The organism is Vreelandella sp. 2A-K22 (assembly GCF_054065485.1).
Map to the genome: position 1 here is coordinate 231,329 of NZ_JBSUGC010000002.1, position 20,941 is coordinate 252,269.

At 54.3% G+C, this 20,941-nt stretch carries 25 protein-coding genes and 1 other RNA gene; 20 read left to right on the plus strand and 6 right to left on the minus strand.

Annotated elements, in window-relative coordinates; translation table 11 throughout:
* The first annotated feature begins 47 nt into the window (after window positions 1–47).
* The 9 genes from ACW17M_RS03355 to hisD all read left to right on the plus strand — a co-directional run bounded on the left by ACW17M_RS03355 (window position 48) and on the right by hisD (window position 6,951).
* A complete protein-coding gene (locus ACW17M_RS03355) occupies window positions 48–860 on the plus strand; it encodes an ATP-binding cassette domain-containing protein (protein ID WP_027959086.1) in 813 nt (270 codons plus the stop codon).
* A gap of 67 nt (window positions 861–927) precedes the next feature.
* Window positions 928–1,728: a lipid asymmetry maintenance ABC transporter permease subunit MlaE gene (mlaE, locus tag ACW17M_RS03360; RefSeq protein WP_035539165.1), complete on the plus strand. Its 801-nt coding sequence runs from the start codon at window positions 928–930 to the stop codon at window positions 1,726–1,728.
* Window positions 1,729–1,744: 16 nt separating this feature from the next.
* Entirely contained in the window at window positions 1,745–2,209 is a 465-nt protein-coding gene (gene mlaD / locus ACW17M_RS03365; protein ID WP_022523930.1) for an outer membrane lipid asymmetry maintenance protein MlaD, read from the plus strand.
* A gap of 90 nt (window positions 2,210–2,299) precedes the next feature.
* Window positions 2,300–2,941, plus strand: coding sequence for an MlaC/ttg2D family ABC transporter substrate-binding protein (locus tag ACW17M_RS03370; protein ID WP_081742670.1), 642 nt, complete (start codon window positions 2,300–2,302; stop codon window positions 2,939–2,941).
* Window positions 2,938–3,276 carry an STAS domain-containing protein gene (locus ACW17M_RS03375; protein ID WP_027959089.1) on the plus strand — a complete coding sequence of 113 codons (339 nt, stop codon included), beginning with the start codon at window positions 2,938–2,940 and terminating at the stop codon, window positions 3,274–3,276. Before ACW17M_RS03370 ends, ACW17M_RS03375 begins: the two co-directional genes overlap by 4 nt.
* Before the next feature lie 93 nt (window positions 3,277–3,369).
* Complete coding sequence (locus ACW17M_RS03380) at window positions 3,370–3,621, plus strand: BolA family protein (protein WP_022523927.1); 252 nt, start codon at window positions 3,370–3,372, stop codon at window positions 3,619–3,621.
* Between the two features lie 10 nt (window positions 3,622–3,631).
* A complete protein-coding gene (gene murA, locus ACW17M_RS03385) occupies window positions 3,632–4,894 on the plus strand; it encodes a UDP-N-acetylglucosamine 1-carboxyvinyltransferase (RefSeq protein ID WP_022523926.1) in 1,263 nt (420 codons plus the stop codon).
* Between the two features lie 61 nt (window positions 4,895–4,955).
* Entirely contained in the window at window positions 4,956–5,609 is a 654-nt protein-coding gene (hisG, locus tag ACW17M_RS03390; RefSeq protein ID WP_022523925.1) for an ATP phosphoribosyltransferase, read from the plus strand.
* A 25-nt stretch (window positions 5,610–5,634) separates the two neighbouring features.
* On the plus strand, window positions 5,635–6,951 hold the full coding sequence (hisD, locus tag ACW17M_RS03395) for a histidinol dehydrogenase (RefSeq protein ID WP_022523924.1): 1,317 nt from the start codon (window positions 5,635–5,637) through the stop codon (window positions 6,949–6,951).
* A gap of 46 nt (window positions 6,952–6,997) precedes the next feature.
* Here the strand turns inward: hisD and ACW17M_RS03400 are convergent, their stop codons facing one another.
* The gene (locus tag ACW17M_RS03400) at window positions 6,998–8,263 is read right to left on the minus strand and encodes a Do family serine endopeptidase (RefSeq protein ID WP_022523923.1); all 1,266 of its coding nucleotides are present in this window, start codon (window positions 8,261–8,263) and stop codon (window positions 6,998–7,000) included.
* A 128-nt stretch (window positions 8,264–8,391) separates the two neighbouring features.
* Here ACW17M_RS03400 and ACW17M_RS03405 point away from each other — a divergent pair, with 128 nt between their 5' ends.
* On the plus strand, window positions 8,392–9,153 hold the full coding sequence (locus tag ACW17M_RS03405) for a Nif3-like dinuclear metal center hexameric protein (RefSeq protein WP_457546911.1): 762 nt from the start codon (window positions 8,392–8,394) through the stop codon (window positions 9,151–9,153).
* A gap of 54 nt (window positions 9,154–9,207) precedes the next feature.
* Here ACW17M_RS03405 and ACW17M_RS03410 read toward each other — a convergent pair whose 3' ends face one another.
* Window positions 9,208–9,666 (minus strand): YhcB family protein, encoded by a 459-nt coding sequence (locus tag ACW17M_RS03410; protein WP_022523921.1) that lies wholly within the window; start codon window positions 9,664–9,666, stop codon window positions 9,208–9,210.
* A 210-nt stretch (window positions 9,667–9,876) separates the two neighbouring features.
* On the opposite strand from ACW17M_RS03410, the gene zapE reads away from it, so the two are divergent.
* The 8 genes from zapE to ACW17M_RS03450 all read left to right on the plus strand — a co-directional run bounded on the left by zapE (window position 9,877) and on the right by ACW17M_RS03450 (window position 16,272).
* Complete coding sequence (gene zapE / locus ACW17M_RS03415) at window positions 9,877–11,073, plus strand: cell division protein ZapE (RefSeq protein ID WP_233974833.1); 1,197 nt, start codon at window positions 9,877–9,879, stop codon at window positions 11,071–11,073.
* 184 nt (window positions 11,074–11,257) lie between these two features.
* Window positions 11,258–11,686, plus strand: a complete 429-nt coding sequence (rplM, locus tag ACW17M_RS03420; RefSeq protein WP_022523919.1) for a 50S ribosomal protein L13 — start codon at window positions 11,258–11,260, stop codon at window positions 11,684–11,686.
* A gap of 13 nt (window positions 11,687–11,699) precedes the next feature.
* Window positions 11,700–12,089: a 30S ribosomal protein S9 gene (gene rpsI / locus ACW17M_RS03425; RefSeq protein WP_022523918.1), complete on the plus strand. Its 390-nt coding sequence runs from the start codon at window positions 11,700–11,702 to the stop codon at window positions 12,087–12,089.
* A 208-nt stretch (window positions 12,090–12,297) separates the two neighbouring features.
* On the plus strand, window positions 12,298–12,897 hold the full coding sequence (gene petA / locus ACW17M_RS03430; protein WP_022523917.1) for a ubiquinol-cytochrome c reductase iron-sulfur subunit: 600 nt from the start codon (window positions 12,298–12,300) through the stop codon (window positions 12,895–12,897).
* Entirely contained in the window at window positions 12,897–14,156 is a 1,260-nt protein-coding gene (locus ACW17M_RS03435; protein WP_009287783.1) for a cytochrome b, read from the plus strand. Before petA ends, ACW17M_RS03435 begins: the two co-directional genes overlap by 1 nt.
* Window positions 14,156–14,923 (plus strand): cytochrome c1, encoded by a 768-nt coding sequence (locus ACW17M_RS03440; protein ID WP_009287784.1) that lies wholly within the window; start codon window positions 14,156–14,158, stop codon window positions 14,921–14,923. Before ACW17M_RS03435 ends, ACW17M_RS03440 begins: the two co-directional genes overlap by 1 nt.
* Window positions 14,924–15,072: 149 nt before the next feature.
* Window positions 15,073–15,699: a stringent starvation protein SspA gene (gene sspA / locus ACW17M_RS03445; RefSeq protein ID WP_007114711.1), complete on the plus strand. Its 627-nt coding sequence runs from the start codon at window positions 15,073–15,075 to the stop codon at window positions 15,697–15,699.
* Between the two features lie 66 nt (window positions 15,700–15,765).
* Window positions 15,766–16,272, plus strand: a complete 507-nt coding sequence (locus ACW17M_RS03450; RefSeq protein WP_009287785.1) for a ClpXP protease specificity-enhancing factor — start codon at window positions 15,766–15,768, stop codon at window positions 16,270–16,272.
* An 87-nt stretch (window positions 16,273–16,359) separates the two neighbouring features.
* Here the strand turns inward: ACW17M_RS03450 and ACW17M_RS03455 are convergent, their stop codons facing one another.
* From ACW17M_RS03455 to ACW17M_RS03470, 4 genes are all read right to left on the minus strand, one after another.
* Entirely contained in the window at window positions 16,360–16,932 is a 573-nt protein-coding gene (locus ACW17M_RS03455; protein ID WP_009286384.1) for a BON domain-containing protein, read from the minus strand.
* A 64-nt stretch (window positions 16,933–16,996) separates the two neighbouring features.
* Window positions 16,997–17,587 (minus strand): phosphoheptose isomerase, encoded by a 591-nt coding sequence (locus ACW17M_RS03460; protein ID WP_007114714.1) that lies wholly within the window; start codon window positions 17,585–17,587, stop codon window positions 16,997–16,999.
* Window positions 17,588–17,673: 86 nt separating this feature from the next.
* On the minus strand, window positions 17,674–18,045 hold the full coding sequence (locus ACW17M_RS03465) for a YraN family protein (RefSeq protein ID WP_138800074.1): 372 nt from the start codon (window positions 18,043–18,045) through the stop codon (window positions 17,674–17,676).
* The gene (locus ACW17M_RS03470) at window positions 18,035–19,543 is read right to left on the minus strand and encodes a penicillin-binding protein activator (protein WP_138800075.1); all 1,509 of its coding nucleotides are present in this window, start codon (window positions 19,541–19,543) and stop codon (window positions 18,035–18,037) included. Before ACW17M_RS03470 ends, ACW17M_RS03465 begins: the two co-directional genes overlap by 11 nt.
* A gap of 114 nt (window positions 19,544–19,657) precedes the next feature.
* Here ACW17M_RS03470 and rsmI point away from each other — a divergent pair, with 114 nt between their 5' ends.
* Entirely contained in the window at window positions 19,658–20,515 is an 858-nt protein-coding gene (gene rsmI, locus ACW17M_RS03475) for a 16S rRNA (cytidine(1402)-2'-O)-methyltransferase (protein WP_457546912.1), read from the plus strand.
* Window positions 20,516–20,547: 32 nt separating this feature from the next.
* An RNA gene (rnpB, locus tag ACW17M_RS03480) (RNase P RNA component class A) lies at window positions 20,548–20,906 on the plus strand.
* The last annotated feature ends 35 nt before the right edge of the window (window positions 20,907–20,941 follow it).

Genomic DNA, 20,941 nt, shown 5'->3' on the forward strand with positions numbered 1-20,941 from the left:
GTATGCTATACAGCTTTAGTCGCGCCTCGTTAAGAGTCAACTGATCCATGACAGATGCACCCTTTATAGAAATTGAAGAGCTTTACTTTTCGCGTGGTGATCACGAAATTTTCCGTGGTGTGAATATGACCATACCGCGGGGTAAAGTAACCGCGATCATGGGGCCAAGTGGTACCGGTAAAACCACGCTACTGAAGCTGATCGGCGGCCAGCTAACCCCGGAGAGTGGTCGAATACTCATTGATGGGCAGGATGTTCATAAACTGTCCCGGAAGGCGCTATTCACGCTACGCAAGCGGATGGGAATGCTGTTTCAGAGTGGTGCGCTGTTTTCTGATTTGGATGTGTTTGAAAACGTTGCCTTTCCGCTGCGGGTGCATACGGATTTACCCGATACTATGGTGCGTGACCTGGTGTTGCTCAAGCTACAGGCGGTCGGCCTGCGTGGAGCGCGACACTTAACGCCTGCGGAGCTGTCCGGAGGGATGGCGCGCCGGGTCGCATTGGCTCGTGCGGTGGCGCTGGATCCAGAACTGATTTTGTATGATGAGCCGTTTGTTGGTCAGGATCCCATCTCTATGGGCGTGTTGGTGCAGCTAATCAAGCGCCTTAATCAAGCGCTGCAGCTAACCTCGGTGGTGGTCTCCCATGATATCAAGGAGACCTTGAGCATTGCGGACTATCTCTATCTGATCGCCGATGGCCAGGTGGTAGCCCATGGCACACCGCAAACCCTGGACACAAATCAAGATCCCCGGGTTAGCCAGTTTATTCATGGCGAACCTGATGGGCCGGTACCATTTCACTACCCCGCTGAGGCGTTTTATCGCGATATTCTGGGCGGGGCTCCGGTTAAATAGAACCGCTAGAGTGGGTGACATAAGGCGCTTAAATGCACCAATGCAGGGTAAATAAAGGGCAGAGTTAATGCAGTCAAAGTTCTCTAATAGCGCCGCACGTGTTACACGGCTGGGGCGCCGAGGGTGCGACTTAATGGAAGCATTGGGTCGAGCGGGCGTGTTTCTATTCCAGTCGGTGGTCGGCGTGCCTTCCCGGGAAGGCTGGCGATTATGGTTGCACCAGATGCACTTTGTGGGCGTGCTTTCGTTAGCCATTGTATTGGTGTCGGGGCTGTTTATCGGCATGGTGCTGGCACTGCAGGGCTATACCATTTTGGTCGATTTCGGGGCTGAGCAGGCGCTGGGACAAATGGTGGCACTGTCGCTATTGAGGGAGTTAGCCCCAGTGGTGGCAGCACTACTGTTTGCTGGCCGGGCGGGATCTGCGCTCACCGCCGAGATCGGTTTAATGAAAGCGACAGAGCAGCTCACCAGCATGGAGATGATCGGTGTTGACCCACTGCGCCGCGTGGTGGCGCCACGCCTATGGGCAGGCTTTGTGTCACTGCCTATTTTAACGGTTGGGTTTAGTGTCGTGGGCATCTGGGGCGGCTACTTGGTGGGCGTGGAGTGGCTAGGCGTCTTCGAGGGCTCTTACTGGAGCAACATGCAGGCCAATGTAGCCTTTATCAGTGATATCGGTAACGGCATGATCAAAAGCGCCGTATTTGCTTTGGTGGTGACCTGGATCGCGGTATTTCAAGGTTATGATTTGGTGCCCACTTCTGAAGGCATTTCCCGCGCTACTACGCGCACGGTGGTGTATTCGTCGCTTGCAGTATTGGGGCTTGATTTTGTGTTGACCGCCATTATGTTTGGCGGCCTTTAATGGCTGGAGCAGTTTCATGAAACGCAGTAAAACCATGGAGTTCGGTGTGGGCCTGTTTATGGTGGCGGGCATTCTGGGGCTGGTGTTCCTCGGCCTACGTGTGAGTGGACTGACGCTCTCAGCGCCCACGCAGTCGTTTCAGTTAGAGGCCAACTTCGCCAATATTGGTAGTTTAAAACCCCGTGCCAGGGTCACCATGGCGGGTGTGACAGTGGGGCGGGTAGAAGCCATTGAGCTGGATACGCAGTGGTTCGATGCGCGGGTCGTTCTTAGCCTGGATAGCGAGCTTGAGGGTCAGCTCTCCAAAGACTCGATTGCCTCGATCCTGACTGCAGGCTTATTAGGTGAGCAGTACATTGGCCTTAGCGTGGGCGGCGACCCTGAAATGCTTGAGGATGGCGATACGATTCGTGACACCCAGTCGGCACTGGTGTTGGAAGAACTTATCCAGCAGTTTGTGTCCAATATGGCAACTAACTAGTGTTTCAAACGGCAGGCACTAATCCAGTGTAATAACGGGCCCAGTGCAATACCGGGTGGGGAGATGATGGTTATGAATGGAGTGAACTTGATGATGGGTCGTTGGTTATTGGTGGTAATGATGATGGCGGCGTTAATGGTGCCACTGCAGTCACAGGCGCAGTCTCAGACACCAGAAGCAATGATTCGCGATAACGTTGAGTCACTGATGTCGGAACTCGAAGGTCGCAAGGATTATTACGCCAATAATCTTAGCGAGCTTGAGGCGTTAGTGGATAGCAACCTCGAACAAGTGGCGGATTTCCGCTATATCGGGGCCAGCGTGATGGGGAACTACTTCCGCAACGCTTCCCCGGAGCAGCGCCGTCGTTTTGTCGATGTGTTTCGCCAAACGCTGATTGATACTTATACTCGTGGGCTAGTGACGTTTGATTATGATGAGCTGCGGGTGCTGAATGCCCAGCAGGCTCAGCGCTATGACGACCAGGCCAGCGTTGCCATGGAAGTGGTGGCCAATAACGGCAAGGTGTACCCCGTAAGCTATAGCCTGAGACTCTCCGACGGCGAGTGGCGGGTGGTTAACGTGATCGTTAACGGTATTAATCTAGGTCTGACGTTCCGCAATCAGTTTGACCAAGCCATGCGCGATAACAATCGTGATTATGACGCGGTTATTGACGGATGGTCACCTGAAGTGGGCGTTGAAGAGCTTGAGCAGGGAGGCGATGCGTGACAGTGCTGTTTTCACGCCCCAGTGTAACGGTTAGTGTAGAAAACACTACCTTGCTGGTGGAAGGTGATGTGGAGGTATCCTTGGCGGCCGATTTGGCCGCCTGTGGTGTTAAATGGCTCAAGCACACCGAGCTAACTTCGCTTAGCTTAGACTTTAGTCGCATTGAGAAGGCTAGCAGCGCTGCCATTAGCGTGCTGTTTGAATGGCTCCGAATTTGTCGGCAGCGCGGTATCCATATCCAAGCCATTCTTTTTTCAGCGCCGCTACGCCGACTTGCCTCCCTGGCTGAGTTGGATGCTTTGATCGATCAGCCTGCGGCTACTCTGGCCGTTTAACGCTCCGGCATCGCCAAGCGCACTGCTTTTCTTTATTATGTCGACCCAATTACGTTCATTAATAACGATGACCCCAAAGGAGTTTTCTGCGCCATGCAACCCAACGAGGTAAAAGCACTGCTTGAATCCCGTATCGACGGATGTCAGTTCCATATCCAGGGTGAAGGCTGTAATTTTCAGGTGATTGCGGTTGGCGATGCCTTTGAAGGTCTCTCTCCGGTCAAACGTCAGCAGCTTGTCTACGCTGCGCTGAGTGATGAGATCGCCTCGGGTGCGCTCCACGCTATTAGCATCAAAACGTTTACCCCGGTGCAGTGGCAAACTGCACCGGAAAACGTTCAATAACGGTCGCCCCATGGATAAATTAATCATTACCGGCAATGGATCGGTAGACGGTGAAGTGTGGGTGAGTGGCGCTAAGAATGCGGCGCTGCCTATTCTGTGTGCCAGCCTGTTGGCCGATGGCCCCGTGGTGATTGGTAACTTGCCGCACTTACAGGATATTACCACCACCTTAGAACTGCTCGGCCGCATGGGCGTTGAGCCGGTGATGGGCGAAAAGCTGAGTATTCAGTTGGATGGCTCCCAAGTCACTCAGTGTCACGCACCGTATGAGCTGGTTAAGAAAATGCGTGCCTCGATACTGGTGTTGGGCCCTCTGCTTGCCCACTTCGGTAAAGCCGATGTATCGCTACCCGGTGGTTGCGCCATTGGCTCGCGCCCGGTGGATTTGCATATTCGCGGTTTAGAAGCCATGGGGGCGGAGATTCGCGTTGAGGCTGGCTATATCCGCGCGCGGGTGGACGGTCGTCTAAAAGGGGCAACTATCTACTTTGATACCGTGACAGTGACCGGTACCGAAAACCTGCTGATGGCGGCGACCCTAGCCGATGGCAAAACCGTTCTGGAAAACGCTGCCCGCGAGCCTGAAATTGTCGACTTGGCTGAGTGCTTGATCAAAATGGGCGCTAAAATCTGCGGTCAAGGCACTGACACCATTACTATCGAAGGCGTCGAAAAACTGCACGGTTGCGAGCACGATGTCATGCCCGACCGTATCGAGACAGGCACCTTTCTAGTTGCCGCCGCCATGACTGGCGGACGGGTGAAGGTCAAGCGCACCCGGGCCGATATCCTGGACGCGGTCATTGCCAAGCTGGAAGAGGCGGGTGCGGAAGTCACCAGTGGAGACGACTGGATCGCCCTGGATATGCACGGCAAGCGTCCTAAGGCGGTGAATATTCGTACTGCGCCTTATCCAGCGTTCCCAACCGATATGCAGGCGCAGTTCGTGGCCATGAACGCTGTGGCCGTGGGGCACTCTCGGGTGGTCGAGACGATCTTCGAAAACCGCTTTATGCATGTTCAAGAGCTTAACCGAATGGGCGCCAATATCGTGCTGGAGGGCAACACCGCCTTGATTGAGGGGGTCGAGAAGCTTTCCGGTGCACCGGTAATGGCAACCGATCTGCGCGCGTCGGCTTCGCTGGTGATTGCGGCCATGATGGCCGAGGGGGAAACTCTAGTAGACCGCATCTATCACATTGACCGTGGCTACGAGTGTATCGAAGAGAAATTGCAGCTGCTGGGTGCGCGCATTCGCCGTATTCCTGGCTAGACCATTTCTACTGAGTCTCTGCTGCTAAGCCCCTGCATGCTAATAACCACTGGGCAACACGATGAGTAAGCAACTGATTTTAGCCCTCTCGAAGGGCCGTATTCTGGAAGAGACGCTGCCACTACTGGCCGATGCGGGTATTACACCTGCAGAGGATTTAAGCAAAAGTCGTAAGCTGCTATTTGATACCAACTTGCCCGACGTAAAACTGGTGATTATCCGTGCCACCGACGTGCCCACCTACGTTCAGCTAGGGGCAGCCGATGTCGGTATCGCAGGTAAAGATGTGCTGCTTGAGCACGGTGCCGAAGGGCTTTATGAGCCGTTGGATTTGGAAATTGCCCGCTGTAAGTTGATGACCGCGGGTGTGACCGGCCAGTTGCCAGCCCGTGCCCGGCGTCGGGTGGCAACGAAATTTGTTAACGTGGCGCGACGCTACTACGCCGAGCAGGGAATTCAGGCTGAGGTGATCAAACTTTATGGCGCTATGGAACTGGCGCCGTTAATGAATCTCGCCGATGAAATTGTCGATATCGTCGATACTGGCAATACCCTGCGGGCGAATGGTATGGAGCCGCGTGAGCTTATTGCCCATATCAGCACCCGGCTGGTGGTGAATAAGGCCGCCATGACCATGAAGCATGAGCGTATTAAGCCGTTACTAGAGCGCTTGGACAGTGCGGTCAAAAAGCGTCAGACCCAGCTTGCCGAATGATGTGAGGTGACCCATGAGTGAACCCATGAGCAAACAGACGACTGCAACGATTTCACGCCTATCGACAAGCGATGATGCCTTTAACCATCGACTTGATGCGCTGTTAGATTGGGAAGGGGTGTCTGACAAAGCGGTGCAGGCGCGGGTCGAAGAAATTCTTGCCAGTGTAAAGCAGCGCGGCGATGCTGCGGTAGTGGAAGCCACGAATCGTTTTGACCGACTTGCGGCTACCTCGATGGACGAATTGCAGTTAACGCCCGAGCAGTTGAAAAGAGCGTTTGATAACTTGCCTGCTGAGCAGCGCGAGGCGCTTTCCAGCGCCGCCGAGCGGATTAAGTGCTACCACGAGCGTCAGAAGCCCAGCTCCTGGCAATACGAAGAAGCAGACGGCACGGTACTGGGGCAGAAAGTTGCCCCCCTGGATCGCGCCGGTATTTATGTTCCTGGCGGCAAAGCTGCCTATCCCTCGTCAGTGCTGATGAATGCGATTCCTGCCCATGTGGCCGGCGTGCGCGAAATCGTTATGGTCGTGCCTACGCCGGATGGCGTGCTCAATGAGTTGGTGCTGGCAGCGGCTCACTTGGCGGGAGTCGACTATGTGTTTACCATCGGCGGCGCTCAGGCCGTAGCCGCCCTTGCCTACGGCACTGAAAGTGTTCCTCGAGTCGATAAAATAGTTGGGCCGGGCAATATTTATGTGGCCACGGCGAAGCGTGCAGTATTTGGTCAGGTGGGTATCGATATGATTGCCGGGCCCTCGGAGATTATGGTGGTTTCCGATGGTCAGACTGATCCCGATTGGCTGGCAATGGATCTATTTTCTCAAGCCGAACACGACGAAGATGCCCAGGCGATCTTGGTGAGCTGGGATGCCGGACACTTAGATGCTGTGGAGTCGGCAATTGAGCGGCTACTGCCGACCTTAGAGCGCAAAGAGATCGTGCGTGAGTCGCTGCGTAAGCGAGGAGCGTTAGTGCTCTGCCAGGACGCCCAAGAAGCGATTACGTTGATTAACCGGATTGCTCCTGAGCACCTGGAGCTTTCGGTGGCTGCCCCCGAGACGTGGTTAGACGATATTCGTCATGCCGGGGCAATCTTTATGGGGCGTTACACCGCCGAGGCGCTGGGTGATTACTGTGCCGGGCCAAATCACGTGCTGCCTACCTCTGGCACGGCGCGCTTCTCTTCACCGTTGGGGGTTTACGATTTCCAGAAGCGCTCTTCGATTATTCACTGCTCCGCAGACGGTGCTTCTGAGCTGGGCAAAATCGCCTCGGTATTGGCGCGAGGTGAATCACTCACCGCCCACGCCCGCTCCGCGGAGTACCGGATTCGCGATTGATACTGCCAATGCGCTTTGCGCTACGCCAGCGCGTTTTGTAAACAGGCTACGAGTCGCGTGGGCCAGGAGTCTCTTCATTAATTGGGATGGTAGGGAGTGGGCGTTCGCCCACTTCGAGGGTCATCTCCAGGCGCTCGCCGCTACGGACGATGGTGAGTGGTAGCGAGGTGCCGGGTGCGATAGAGGCGATTTCACTCATCGTGGTGCGGGCATCCAGAATAGGCTGGCCATTGACAGAGAGAAGCACATCGCCTGGCTCTAGCCCCGCTTCCGCGGCAGGCCCTCCGCTGACAACCCCCGCGACGATCACACCTTGGGGTGTTTGCAGTCCAAAAGAGGCTGCCAGTTCCCGTGATAGTGCTTGCGCTTCAATGCCTAACCAGCCACGAATTACCCGTCCTTGAGTGACCAGTTCATCCAGAATGCTGTGGGCAAGGTTGGCAGGAATGGCAAAGCCAATGCCTTGGGAGCCACCTGAGCGCGAGAAAATAGCCGTATTAATGCCGACCATGGCGCCCTCAGGATTGACCAGCGCGCCACCTGAGTTACCCGGGTTGATAGCCGCATCTGTTTGAATAAAGTCTTCATAGGCGTTTAGCCCTAAATGATTGCGCCCCGTGGCACTAATAATACCCATGGTGACCGTCTGACCGACACCAAAAGGGTTGCCAATAGCGAGCGCTACGTCGCCTACCGCTACGTCGGCTGAGTCTGTGAGTTCAATGACTGGCAAATCGTCCAGGTTAATTCTTAGCACGGCTAAATCACTTTCAGGATCTGTGCCGATCACCTCTGCCAGGGTTTCGCGTCCGTCGCGCAGAGCGACCTGGATTTCATCGGCGCCGTTGATGACGTGGTGATTGGTTAGTACGTAGCCGTCCTCACTGACTATAACGCCAGAGCCCAAGCTTGAGAGCATGCGTTGATGGGTCGTCGCGTCATCTCCCTGGTTATCAAAAAATTGCTGAAAAAATGGATCTGACATCAGTGGGTGCTGGTCGCGCTCAACGATGCGCGATGAGTAGATATTTACTACCGCCGGCGCGGCTTGCTCCACTGCCTGAGCATAGCTGACGGGGCCTTTGTTCCGGGAAAGCGGCGCTGCCTGATGAATTTCAGGCGCAGGGCGACTAGGGTTGGGTTCTACCACTTCTGGTGTCGTCGAGATGACCGGCGCGGCGACTTGGGGGGCTTGAGGCGACGAGTCACGAAACGGGTTGGGCAACTGCTCGGGGAGTGCGAAGAGAATCACCACCGCGAGCAGTACGCCAGTGATAACAGGCCAGAGATAAGGCAGCACGTAGCGTCGCATGCAATCAATTCCTTAACGGGTCAGTCTCGCTGTTCGCGATATAAAGCAGCGAGTTTTACAATGGTTTTATGGTAACACTTTCTTAGCAGCTACCTCACGGGTGCGGTTAAATCAATAAAGGACTCAATATGATTCATCGTGATCAACTAGTAGCGGCTTGTGACCATCAGTTACGTGCGGCAGAGTTTAAAGATTTTACCATTAATGGCTTACAGGTGGCGGGCAGTGAACACGTCAAGCGCATCATGACCGGTGTTACTGCCTGCCAAGCGCTGCTGGACGAAGCCGTTGCCTGGCAGGCAGATATGGTGCTGGTGCATCACGGTTACTTTTGGAAAAACGAGCCCGTGGCGATTACTGGTATGAAGCAGCGGCGGATTAAAACCCTGCTTGATCATGACATTAGTCTGTTAGCGTATCATCTGCCTCTGGATGCGCATGCCGAGATGGGCAATAACGCGGAGTTAGCCCGTCACTTGGGGTGGAAAGTAGAGGGATGCATTGATGGCGCGCTGGGGGAGGGGCTTTTGTGGTCAGGACGATTACCGCAGCCACACTCAGTCAGTGAGCTGGCAGCGCAAATAGCGCAAACCTTACAGCGCAAGCCGTTGGTCATTGAAGCCCCGCAGGTGGGAGATATTGAGCGCATCGCCTGGTGTGCCGGTGGTGCGCAGGACATGATCACCGACGCCTATGAGTCGGGCGCACAGGTATTTGTATCAGGTGAGATATCCGAGCGAACCACTCACCTGGCGAGGGAGATGGGTATTCATTATATCGCCGCCGGGCACCATGCCACTGAACGTTATGGTGTTCAGGCGCTGGGCGAGTGGCTAAGCGATGAGTATGACGTTGAGCACCGCTTTGTGGATATTGATAATCCCGCTTAACGCATTAAATGCCCCGGATCACCGATAACAGAAGCCGGGGCTGATCAATCATTATTAGTAGCGCGGCGGTTGGGGTGTTGCCGCCTCGTTGCTCTTCAAGCCAAAGTCTTCTGACAGCGTGCCGCCCTTACCATCCGCGTAGTCACGTGGCGTCGAAGGGGAGCTGGCGTCTGCCGTCGTCTGCTGCTCGCGCGCTGGATCAATACCCGAGAGATCAAGGCTAGGCTGAATAGCAGCGTCGCGAATATCCCACTCCGCGGCGTCCTCTTTCAGTTGAAGCTCAAGCTGGTTGGCTTCATCGCGTATATTGCTTAGGCGTTGATAAATACCCGTTAAATGGCTGCCCACGCTGCTCTTCATCTCGGCAATCTGGTGCTCGCGTTCGAGTAGCTTTTGGCGCATGGAAGCCGCTTCACGCTGGCTTTTGCTGAAGAGGCGATAAGCAACCGCTCCAATGATCAGGCCGACGATAAAACCGATTATGGCAAACGTTAATGGTGAGCTCGCGTCCACAGTGTTCTCCCTGGCGCCTTGAATATAATGATTTAGAGGCTGCATATGCTAGCAGCTTAAGAATCAAACAGGCTGCCATTATAGGCGTCACTCAGCCGGTTGGGTCAATCCGCTCATGCGCTTAGATGTCTCTACAGGTATAATCACAACCTTTTCAAGGTTGCCAGTCATGTACTGGCGGCTGCCTTACATGCTGTGGGAGGCGAGTGCATGTCATCAACAACTGCGAGTAGGGCATCGTCAAAAACGCGCCCTGCATCGCCTATAGAGCGCTATCGGGCGGACTTAGAGCGCGATGATTTTCAATATGATGCAGCGCAGGAGTTGGCCGTAAAGCATCTACAGCGGCTCTATGATGAGCTTGTCGCTGCGCCAACAACCGTTCCCAAAGCTCTGGTTGCGAATAAGGGGCTCCATAAAGGGTTAAAAGCCAAGATGGCGGGTTTCATGGGCAAGAAATCCTCATTGGCTGATGAGCCTGTCTTGCCCGATATCCAAGGCCTCTATTTTTGGGGTGGGGTAGGGCGGGGCAAAACCTACTTGGTCGATACCTTTTATGAAGCCTTGCCCTTTCCCGACAAAATGCGTACCCATTTTCACCGCTTTATGCAGCGTGTCCATAACGAGCTGACCCACTATAAAGGTGAAAAGAATCCACTGACCCTAATCGCGGGTAAGTTTGCCACTGAGGCGCGGGTTATTTGCTTTGATGAATTTTTCGTCAAAGATATTACCGATGCGATGATTCTTGCCAACTTGCTAGAGGCGTTATTTGAGCGCGGAGTGGTATTGGTGGCGACCTCTAATATCGTACCTGATGATTTATATAAAGATGGCCTGCAGCGGGCGCGCTTTTTGCCAGCCATTGAGCTTGTGAATCGTCATTGTGAGGTGGTTAATGTCGATTCAGGGGTGGATTATCGACTGCGCGCATTGGAGCGTGCGGCCATCTTCTACTCGCCGCTGGATGAAGCGGCTGAGCGCGAACTATCGCGTAGCTTTCGGGAAATAGCCGGGCACAAAGGCGAGTCAGAGGCGTCGCTAGAGGTAAATCACCGTGTGTTGAAAACGCGTCGGCTGCATGATGATGTCGCTTGGTTTGAGTTTCTTGAGCTGTGTGACGGGCCGCGCAGTCAAAATGACTATATTGAACTGGCCAGGGAATTTCATACGGTGCTGGTTTCCAATGTGAGGCGTATGAATGCCAAGCAGGATGATCAGGCGCGCCGCTTCATCAATATGGTCGATGAGTTTTATGATCGTGGCGTCAAACTACTGATGTCCGCGGAAGCGCCGATTGAAGAGCTGTATAGCGATGGCAAGCTCACGTTCGAGTTCCAGCGGACTTTGTCGCGTCTACAAGAGATGCAGTCCAAGGAGTACTTGGCGCTGGCGCATAAGCCTTAAAGCCTGACGGGGTGTCGGCTCAGTAAAAAAGTCACGATACGGCTTAACTTGTCAGTAGCCTTACTGTAGAATGCCGCCTCGCTGCATGTTGCTGGGTTAAACCAGCAACCAAAAAGAATAGGGATGGTGCTTCGCCGTACAACGGTGTAAGTCACCCAATACATTTAATCTGGTGATTTCATCCATGAAGACGTTCAGTGCTAAGCCGCAGTCCGTCCAGCGCGACTGGTATGTAGTCGACGCTACGGACAAAACGCTCGGTCGTCTGGCAACCGAGATTGCTCGCCGCCTACGTGGCAAGCATAAGCCCGAATTTACCCCTCACGTTGATACTGGCGACTACATCGTCGTGATCAACGCAGAGAAAGTCCACGTAACTGGTAATAAGGCGAAGGCTAAAACCTATTACCGCCACACTGGTTACCCGGGCGGTCTGCGCTCTATGACATTCGACAAAATGCTTGATCATGCGCCCGAGCGTATCATTGAGTCTGCCGTTAAAGGTATGTTGCCGAAAGGTCCCTTGGGCCGTGCCATGTACACGAAGTTGAAAGTGTACGCTGGCGACGAGCATCCGCATGCTGCCCAACAGCCGCTTGAACTGAACCTCTGAGGAAATCTTCGCCATGACACAGCAGTATTACGGTACCGGGCGCCGCAAGACTTCCACCGCTCGCGTGTTTATGAAGCCGGGCTCTGGCAAAATTACTGTCAACAACCAAGACCTTGACCTCTACTTTGGTCGTGTTACCGGTCGTATGGTTGTTCGCCAGCCGCTTGAATTGACTGAAACCCTGAACCAGTTTGACATCTTCGTGACTGTCGCTGGTGGTGGTGGTTCTTCTCAAGCTGGTGCGATCCGTCACGGCATTACACGTGCCCTGATGAACTACAATGAAGACCTGCGTCCTTCGCTACGTGCCGCTGGCTACGTAACGCGTGATGCACGTCAAGTTGAACGTAAGAAAGTCGGTCTGCGCAAAGCACGTCGTCGTCCGCAGTTCTCGAAGCGTTAATTTTTACGCTATGCGGAAAAACGCCCAGGTCATCGACCTGGGCGTTTTTTATTGGAATATCAAAAAATTATATTGCTCGTACCACTATGGTCACGAGCGGTTGTTCTTGTGCACAGCGCTTTGTTTTTTTACCATAGAGCGTAATTAATATTCGTCGCCGCAAGACGCCTTTGTGGCGGAACGGGTAAGCTGATGGGAGAAACCTGAAATGGCAGATAACGGCGTAAACAAAGGCCGACGCCGTTTCCTCGTAGGCGCCACCTCCGTTGTGGGTGCGGTAGGTGCTGTCGGGGTAGCGGTACCCTTTGTGGCTTCTTGGCAGCCTAGTGCCAAAGCAAGAGCGGCGGGTGCTCCCGTTCAAGCAGATATTTCCAAGCTTGAGCCTGGGCAGCGTATGACCGTTGAGTGGCGTGGTCGGCCAATATGGATCATTAATCGCACGCCGGAAATGATCGAGCGTACTGAGTCGCTGAGCGGTGAGCAACTGGCCGATCCGGATTCGGAAGAGCCACAACAGCCCGCTTATATCGAGGGTGGATTGCGCTCTATCAAGCCCGAGATTGGGGTGTTGATCGGTATTTGTACTCACCTAGGCTGTTCGCCGTTATTCCGGCCTGAACCCGACGCAGAGGGCGTAGGCGTTGATAACTGGCCGGGTGGTTTCTTCTGCCCATGCCACGGTTCCCGCTTTGATTTGGCTGGTCGCGTATTTAACAACGTTCCTGCGCCGACCAATCTTGAGGTTCCACCCTACCGCTTTGAGAATGACGATATCATTATCGTCGGCGAAGATGAGGAGACTGCCTAATGGGTAATCCGAATAAAGCCAAGGCGGAAAAAGGCCTCATGCGTTGGGTGGATGATCGCTTCCCTGCTACTCAGATGTGGCAAGAGCACCTCTCCAAATATTACGCGCCGAAAAACTTCAATTTCTGGTACTTCTTTGGCTCGTTAGCGCTGCTGGCGCTGGTCAACCAAATCCTCACCGGGGTTTGGTTGACCATGAGCTTTAACCCCTCAGCTGAAGGTGCCTTCGATTCCGTCGAATACATCATGCGTGATGTGGAATGGGGGTGGTTGATTCGCTATATGCACACCACGGGGGCCTCCGCCTTCTTCCTCGTTGTCTATCTGCATATGTTCCGTGGCCTTTTGTACGGTTCTTATAAAGCCCCGCGCGAGTTAGTGTGGGTCTTCGGCATGACTATTTACCTGGTGCTAATGGCGGAAGCCTTTATGGGTTATCTGCTGCCGTGGGGGCAAATGTCCTACTGGGGTGCGCAGGTGATTATCTCGCTGTTCTCAGCGATTCCGGCGATCGGCCCTGACCTGGCACAGTGGGTGCGTGGTGACTTCCTGATTTCAGGCATTACCCTAAACCGCTTCTTTGCACTGCATGTGGTTGCGCTGCCAATCGTTATTCTGGCACTGGTTGTGCTGCACATCATTGCTTTGCATGAGGTGGGCTCGAATAACCCGGACGGCATTGATATCAAGCAGAAGAAGGATGAGGCTGGTGTGCCGTTGGATGGAATTCCTTTCCACCCTTACTACACGGTGAAAGACCTTGTCGGTGTGGCAGTGTTCCTGTTCGTTTTCTGCGTAGTGGTGTTCTACTTCCCCGAAGGTGGTGGCTACTTTATTGAGCGGCCTAACTTTGATCAGGCGAACCCGCTGCAGACACCAGATCACATTGCCCCCGTTTGGTATATGACACCGTTCTACGCCATTCTCCGCGCCATCACCTTCTCGGTCTTTGGTTTAGACGCCAAGTTCCTAGGGGTTATCTTTATGGGCGCGGCGATTGCAATCCTGTTTGTTCTGCCCTGGCTGGATCGTAGCCCCGTGCGCTCTATGCGTTACAAAGGCTGGATGTCGAAAGTCATGCTGCTGCTGTTTGCTATCAGTTTTGTCATCCTGGGTGTTTTAGGTGTGTTGCCATCGACAGAGGGTAGGACATTGCTAGCCCAGGCGTGCACCGTGATCTATTTCGCCTTCTTTGTCTTGATGCCGTTCTACACCAAGCTGGAGAAGACTAAACCCGTTCCGGAAAGGGTGACTGGCTAATGAAAAAGTATCTATTTGGACTCCTTTTCGCCTTAGTGCCAGTAACCGCGATGGCTGCGGGGGGCGCAAGTGTGCCTCACTCGATGGATCCTGATCTGCATGATCAGGCCTCGTTGCAAAATGGCATGAAGCTCTATGTTAACTACTGCATGGGCTGTCACTCGCTTAACTATCAACGCTTTTCGCGTGCGGCAGACGACTTGGGGATGCCTCAGGATTTGGTTGAAGAGAATTTGATTTTCTCGTCAGATTTGGCTTACAACGATCAAATGCATAACGCCATGAACAGCGGTGATGCGGAGGGTTGGTTTGGTGCGCCGCCGCCCGACCTGTCGCTCAAGACGCGTGTGCGTGGGACCGATTGGATTTACTCTTATTTGCTCGGTTTCTACAAAGATCCTAGCCGTCCCACGGGCGTTAACAATACGGTGTTTGACCTAGTGGCAATGCCGAACGTGTTAGAGCCTCTGCAGGGCGTGCAAGAGCTGGTATGTGCTGAAACCGATCACCCGGTAGAAGGGCAAGAACCGGATGCGTTATCGGGCAAGTATCAGTCTTGTAACGTGCTGCAAGTGACCGAGCCGGGGGAGCTCGAACCTGCGGAATTTGAGGAGGCGATGTATGATCTTACTAACTTCCTGGCTTATGTAGGTGAGCCCTCCAAGCTTCAAGCACAGGCGCTGGCACCTAAAGTACTGATCTTTATTTTCATTTTTGGTGTGATTGCTTACCTGCTCAAGCGCGAGTACTGGCGAGATATCCACTAATTAGCAGTAGCTGATGGTCAGTGGGGCGCACGGCGTAAGTCGTGCGCCTTTTGCTTGTCAGCATGGCAGTAAAGCAAAGCAAGCTGGCTTCCCCTAAGGTAGCGCTGGCGTGTTATTATCCAAGATTGTTTTGATGTGAGGATGCTTTCATGGGTGTTGTGGCCAAACGGTCGTCGATGATCTTTTACTCAGGCAGTGATGATCATTTCAGTCATCGTGTGCGCATTGTGCTGGCCGAGAAGGGGGTTGCCGTCGACATCGTCGATGTACTCGACGAAAAACCACCGGAAGAGCTGGCAGACCTCAATCCGTACAACAGCGTACCGACGCTGTTAGATCGTGACTTGGTGCTGTATGAGTCCAAAGTTATGATGGAGTACCTGGATGAGCGTTTCCCGCATCCTCCGCTATTGCCTGTTTATCCAGTAGCGCGTGCGCAAAGCCGCCTATGGATGCACCGCATTGAGCGCGAGTGGTGCCCAATGGTCGACCTGATTCGCAGTGGTGGAAAGAAAGAGGCAGATAAAGCGCGTAAAGAGTTGCGTGAAAGTCTGATCGGCATATCGCCAATTTTCGAGGATATGCCTTACTTCATGAGCGAAGAGTTTACGCTGGTGGATTGTTGTTTAGCGCCTGTATTGTGGCGTTTGCCGGAACTCAATATCGAATTGCCCGAGAAGCAGGTTAAGCCGCTGCTGTCCTACATGTCGCGAGTATTCGAGCGTGAAGCGTTCAAGGCATCTTTAAGTGAGCGTGAAAAAGAGATGCGCGCTTGAATTCATTTGGCTCCTTTGTGCTTGATAAGGGCAGGGAGCCTTTCTTGTAAGGAGGAGGGAGTCTAGATGAAATCGAGTCGCCCCTATCTCGCCCGAGCACTCTATGAGTGGTTGCTGGATAATGAGCTAACGCCTTACCTGGTGGTTGATGCTACCTTGCCTGGCGTTGAGGTGCCCCGTCAGTTTGTTCAAAACGGTCAGATCGTTTTGAACGTGGCGCCGACTGCAGTACGTGATCTTTTTATGGAGAATCAGGCGATAGGCTTTAATGCGCGCTTTGGCGGGCAGCCTATGCAGGTAATGATACCGACTCCGGCCTTAATCGCTATTTACGCCCGTGAGAACGGTGCAGGAATGGTCTTTGGTCATGAGCCTGAGCTAGGTGATGGAGCCGACTCTTTTGGCGCTATTGAGGACGAAGAGAAGCCCTCTAGTAAGCCTGAGCTGTCGATCACAGAGCCCGTCTCCGAAAAGAGTGACAGTGACTCAACGGCGTCAGCGGATACGTCTGAAAAAGAGTCTCAAGCTAAGAGCAAGACGAAGAAAAAACCCACCCTGCGGGTCGTTAAATAACACCCTGGGGTGTGCCGCCCACAAAAAGCCTCGCTTATTAAGCGAGGCTTTTTTGTGGCTGCTAAAACGCAATGGGAAAACAGTGGATTAGTCTAGGTAATCAAATACTTTTACGATTCGTTGTACACCACCAACCGAGGAAGCGGCATTGACGATACGGTCAGCCTCTTCCCGGGTCACGCGGCCCATCAGATATACGCTGGCATTTTCGGTGGTGACTTTGATTTTTGAAGAGTCGATGCGGTCGTTGGTTGCCAGGTGGCTGACGACATTCGTGGTGAGCCATGTGTCGGTCAGGCGCTGGCTGGCCGGTAGGCGAGCGGCGATGGTGAGTTCGTTGTGGACGTCAGTAACACCGCGTAGGTTGCTGGTAACTTCACCCGCCATATCGCGAAGCTCTTCACTGGGTACTTGGCCCACCAGGAGCACAACGCCGTTATAACTGTGGGCACGAATGCGGGCATCGCCTAGCCGGGCGTCAGCACGCTTTAACGCGTCATCAACTTCACGCTCAATGGTGGTGTCGATGGCTTCAACATCGTCGCTACGCTGAGCATAGTTGGACTGATTGGAGGCTGAGTTGTTAGCGCAGCCGGTAATGAAGAGTGCCGCGCAAAGCGCAACGGCCATGAAGCCGCGGGGGGAGAGGCGTTGGGTCATCGTATGACTCCTTTGATGCTAGCAGTTAAAGACATCGTGGTTGTTAACACAGTACAAATGGCGACTAAGCGCTGCCAAACAACTGTTCATCGATAAGATCGCATAAACAGTGAATCACCAGCAGGTGAACTTCCTGGATGCGGGCCGTCGATGTCGCCGGGACGCGAATCTCGCAGTCATCCTGGCCTAACAGTGACGCCATATCGCCACCGTCGCGGCCGGTAAGGGCAACTACGGTCATATCGCGATCATGGGCGGCTTGAATGGCCTGCACAATATTGCCCGAATTGCCACTGGTGGAGATGGCCAAGAGTACATCACCGGGCTGCCCGAGGGCGCGAATCTGCTTTGAAAACACCTCGTTGTAGCTATAGTCGTTTGCGATTGAAGTGAGCGTGGACGTATCAGTGGTGAGTGCCAGTGCGGGTAGGCTAGGTCGTTCTCGCTCAAAGCGGTTGAGCAGTTCAGAGGAGAAGTGTTGGCTGTCACCAGCGCTGCCGCCATTGCCGCAGGCAAGAATTTTTCCTTCGCTGACAAGGCACTGCACCATCATTTGGCTAGCCACTTCAATGAACGGCGGAAGTACTTCGCTGGCGTACGTCTTGGTGTCGATGCTAGCGTTGAAGTGGCCGAGTATCCGAGATTGAAAGTCCATCAGGGCTTCCTGGTTGAATAGTGATAAAGAGTGTTTTTTAAAGACCGTTTTTAAAGCCAGTTTATAAAAACAGCTTTAAAAAACAGTCAAAAGGCATCAAAGGCAGCTTTTACCCAGTGAAACTCAAGGTTGGGCGGCTTACCCGTTATGGCCAGGATATCAAAGCGGCAGGGTGAAGAAAGCCCGCCGCGGGCGATATAAAGCCGTGCTGCACGCACCAGGCGCTGTTGCTTCTGATAAGTGACGGTTTCCAGCGGGTGGCCGTAGCGCGTCGTGGTGCGGTGTTTGACTTCAACAAAGACGAGAATATCGCCATCGCGCATTACCAAGTCAAGCTCACCCCCTTTCACGTAATGATTCAGCGTGACAAGGGTGAGCCCCTGTTGGCGCAGCCATTGAGCGGCAAGCTGCTCAATGGCTGCGCCGCGGGCACGGGCAGTGTGGGCGTTAGTCGTCACTTTCGATCAGGTTAGGAATTAAAATAGGTGATGGAACGCCATTCTGGAATTTAGCCCAGGGCAGCTCGCGGTAGATGCGGCCATCGTCGCTTAAGTAGAGAGTGCCGGTGCTGCCATGAAGGCCGTTCAGCTCGCCAAGGTTGGAAAAGCGGATAGCCAGCTCGTAAGCATCAACGCCCATTGCCATCAGGCGGAACATGGAAGCGTCTGATTCATCCCGCAGGCTTTGGTAGGTAGATGCAAAGGGCAGAGCCTCTTCGCCACCAACGGCGGCGTCGGGGATTTGCCAGGGGATATCAACGAACATGACATCGTTTAGATCTTGATCGAGGCGAGTCTGCAAGCGTCCTTCATGCAAGTGTGAGGTGGCATAGATTGGCAGATTGGGAGCGTAGTAGTAATCCATAGTCGGCGGTACCTGGCGCGCATACTCGGGCAGTGCGAGCAGGAATAGGGCGTCAATATTGCCTAGGCGCGCGCGATCACCGCTAACACTGAGCGCGGTTTGTACGGCATTGGAGACCGAGCTATCCGGGTTATAGCGCACGGCGTTGGTGATTTCGCCACCCTGGCTATGCCACTCATTCCAGAAGGCTTCGCCTACGCGTCGGCCCCAGCCGTTATCCGGAACCATCATGGACATTTGGCGGTGCCCGTCCTGCCAGGCGCGGCGGGCAACTTGGCGTGCTTCGTCTTCAGCTGAAAGGCCGTACTGGAAGAGTCGCTGGGCTTGATTGTTATCACCGCTACCATAGTTGAGTGCTAGTGTAGGGAGCGGCACGCTATCGCGCTGTTCTAGCTGGGTAACTCGATCCTTATCCAGCGGGCCAATAATTAACTGCGCATTCATTTGTTGGGCGCGGTCATAGAGCTCATCCATCGAGTAGCGCGAGGTGTCCAGGAAGCTTAGCTCGACGTTGCTGCCCTTGGCGTCATGGTGCTGCCGCATAGCCGAAGCGATAGTATTGGCGACGCTGCTAAGCGGGCCTGATTCGGGCAGTGCTACCACGATGCGGCGTATTTCCTGACCCTCAAGCTCTGGCAGCGCAACGCTCACTGCGCCGCTGGGCTGATCAAGCGCCTCACGGGCCCAGCGCTGGCGTTCTTCAAGCCGCTCCTGCTGGTTAGCCTGCATCGGCAGCTCGTCGCCGAGTACCTGAGTGGCGCGCAGCACGGCACGGGGTTCATTCAACGCGCGGGCAAGCTCGGAAAATAGCAGTGCCCAGCGTACCCGGTCGGGTTCTGAGAGCAAGCTTTCATCAATCCCATCGGCGGTTTCGAAGGCTCTGTCGCGCTCACCTTGACGGGCCAGAATATTAGCCGCTTCCAGGCGTGTTTTTGCGGCTTGCTCTGGCGCTTGCTGTTCCGCTTGGCTGAGTAGCTGGCCAGGGTTTTCATCGGGCACTCGATCTACCACGCTAGGCGATTGCATCGCACAGCCAGCAACGAGAAATGCCACAAGGGCAGCGGCGAGTAAGCCACGTAATGACTGTTTCATGTATCCTTCCTTAGGTTTCCATTTGCGCTGTCGCTGCTTGTCAGCGATTGACCAAGCCACTGCACAAGCATAGCGCACCAGCAGGGCAAGCCATCAACGAATTGAGAGTCAACAATGACAGACGATAATCCGGGCACATTGTACGTGGTTGCCACGCCAATTGGGAATTTGGATGACTTAACCGCGCGTGCCGCTCGGGTGCTGGGCCAAGTGACACGAATTGCCGCTGAAGATACTCGCCATAGTGGCCGCCTGTTGGCGCACTTGGGGCTAAACAAGCCCATGCTCTCTTTACATGAGCACAACGAGGCGCGCCGGGTAGAGGCTTTGGATAGTTATCTCGCCGCAGGTGAAGACATCGCCCTGATCAGTGACGCCGGCACACCGTTGATTAGCGATCCCGGCTTTGTGCTGGTACGTGAACTGAGGGCGCGCAATCGCCATATTGTGCCTATCCCCGGCCCCTGTGCGCTGATTACTGCGCTGTCAGGGGCAGGCCTGCCAACAGACCGCTTTGTGTTTGCCGGTTTTCTGCCTGCCAAGCCAGGCGCACGACGCCAAGCATTGGAGAGTTGGAAAACCCGCGAAGAGACGCTGGTGTTTTATGAATCTCCCCACCGTATCGTGCATACCCTTGAAGCGTTACAGGCGCAAATGGCGGATCGCGATGTGGTATTGGCGCGTGAGCTCACTAAAACCTTCGAAACGTTTTTGCACGGTACGCCTGCATCGTTACTGGAGCAATTGACTGTCGACCCTAATCAAGCCCGCGGCGAATTCGTGGTGATTGTTGCCGGGGCTCCGCCGGTTGAGCAGAGTGAACGTCAGGATATATCAGCGGACGCCTTGCTGGAGGCACTGCTGGCAGAGGGGGTTGGCGTGAAACAGGGCGCTGCAATTGCCGCGCGAATGCTTGGTGGTCGTAAGCAAGTCTGGTACGCGCGTTTGCAAGCAATCAAAGGTGAGCATTGAGGCAAGTCGAGGGCGCTGGTATGCTTGCCGCCGGAGTTGGCCAGACAGTCGCCGCTAATACCCCTTAAAAGGTGTTGGGGGAGGAAAGTCCGGGCTCCATAGGGCAGAGTGCCAGGTAACGCCTGGGCGGCGTGAGCCGACGGAAAGTGCAGCAGAGAGTAGACCGCCTAAGCCTTTCGGGGCCGGTAAGGGTGAAAGGGTGCGGTAAGAGCGCACCGCGCGCCTGGTAACAGTGCGTGGCATGGTAAACCCCACTCGGAGCAAGACCAAATAGGGATCCAATGGCGTGGCCCGCGCTGGATCCGGGTAGGTTGCTTGAGCGCTGTGGTAACGCAGCGCCTAGAGGAATGGCTGTCCACGACAGAACCCGGCTTATCGGCCGACTCCCCCACTTACGTACCAGAGCGTGTCCGCACGCTCTTTATT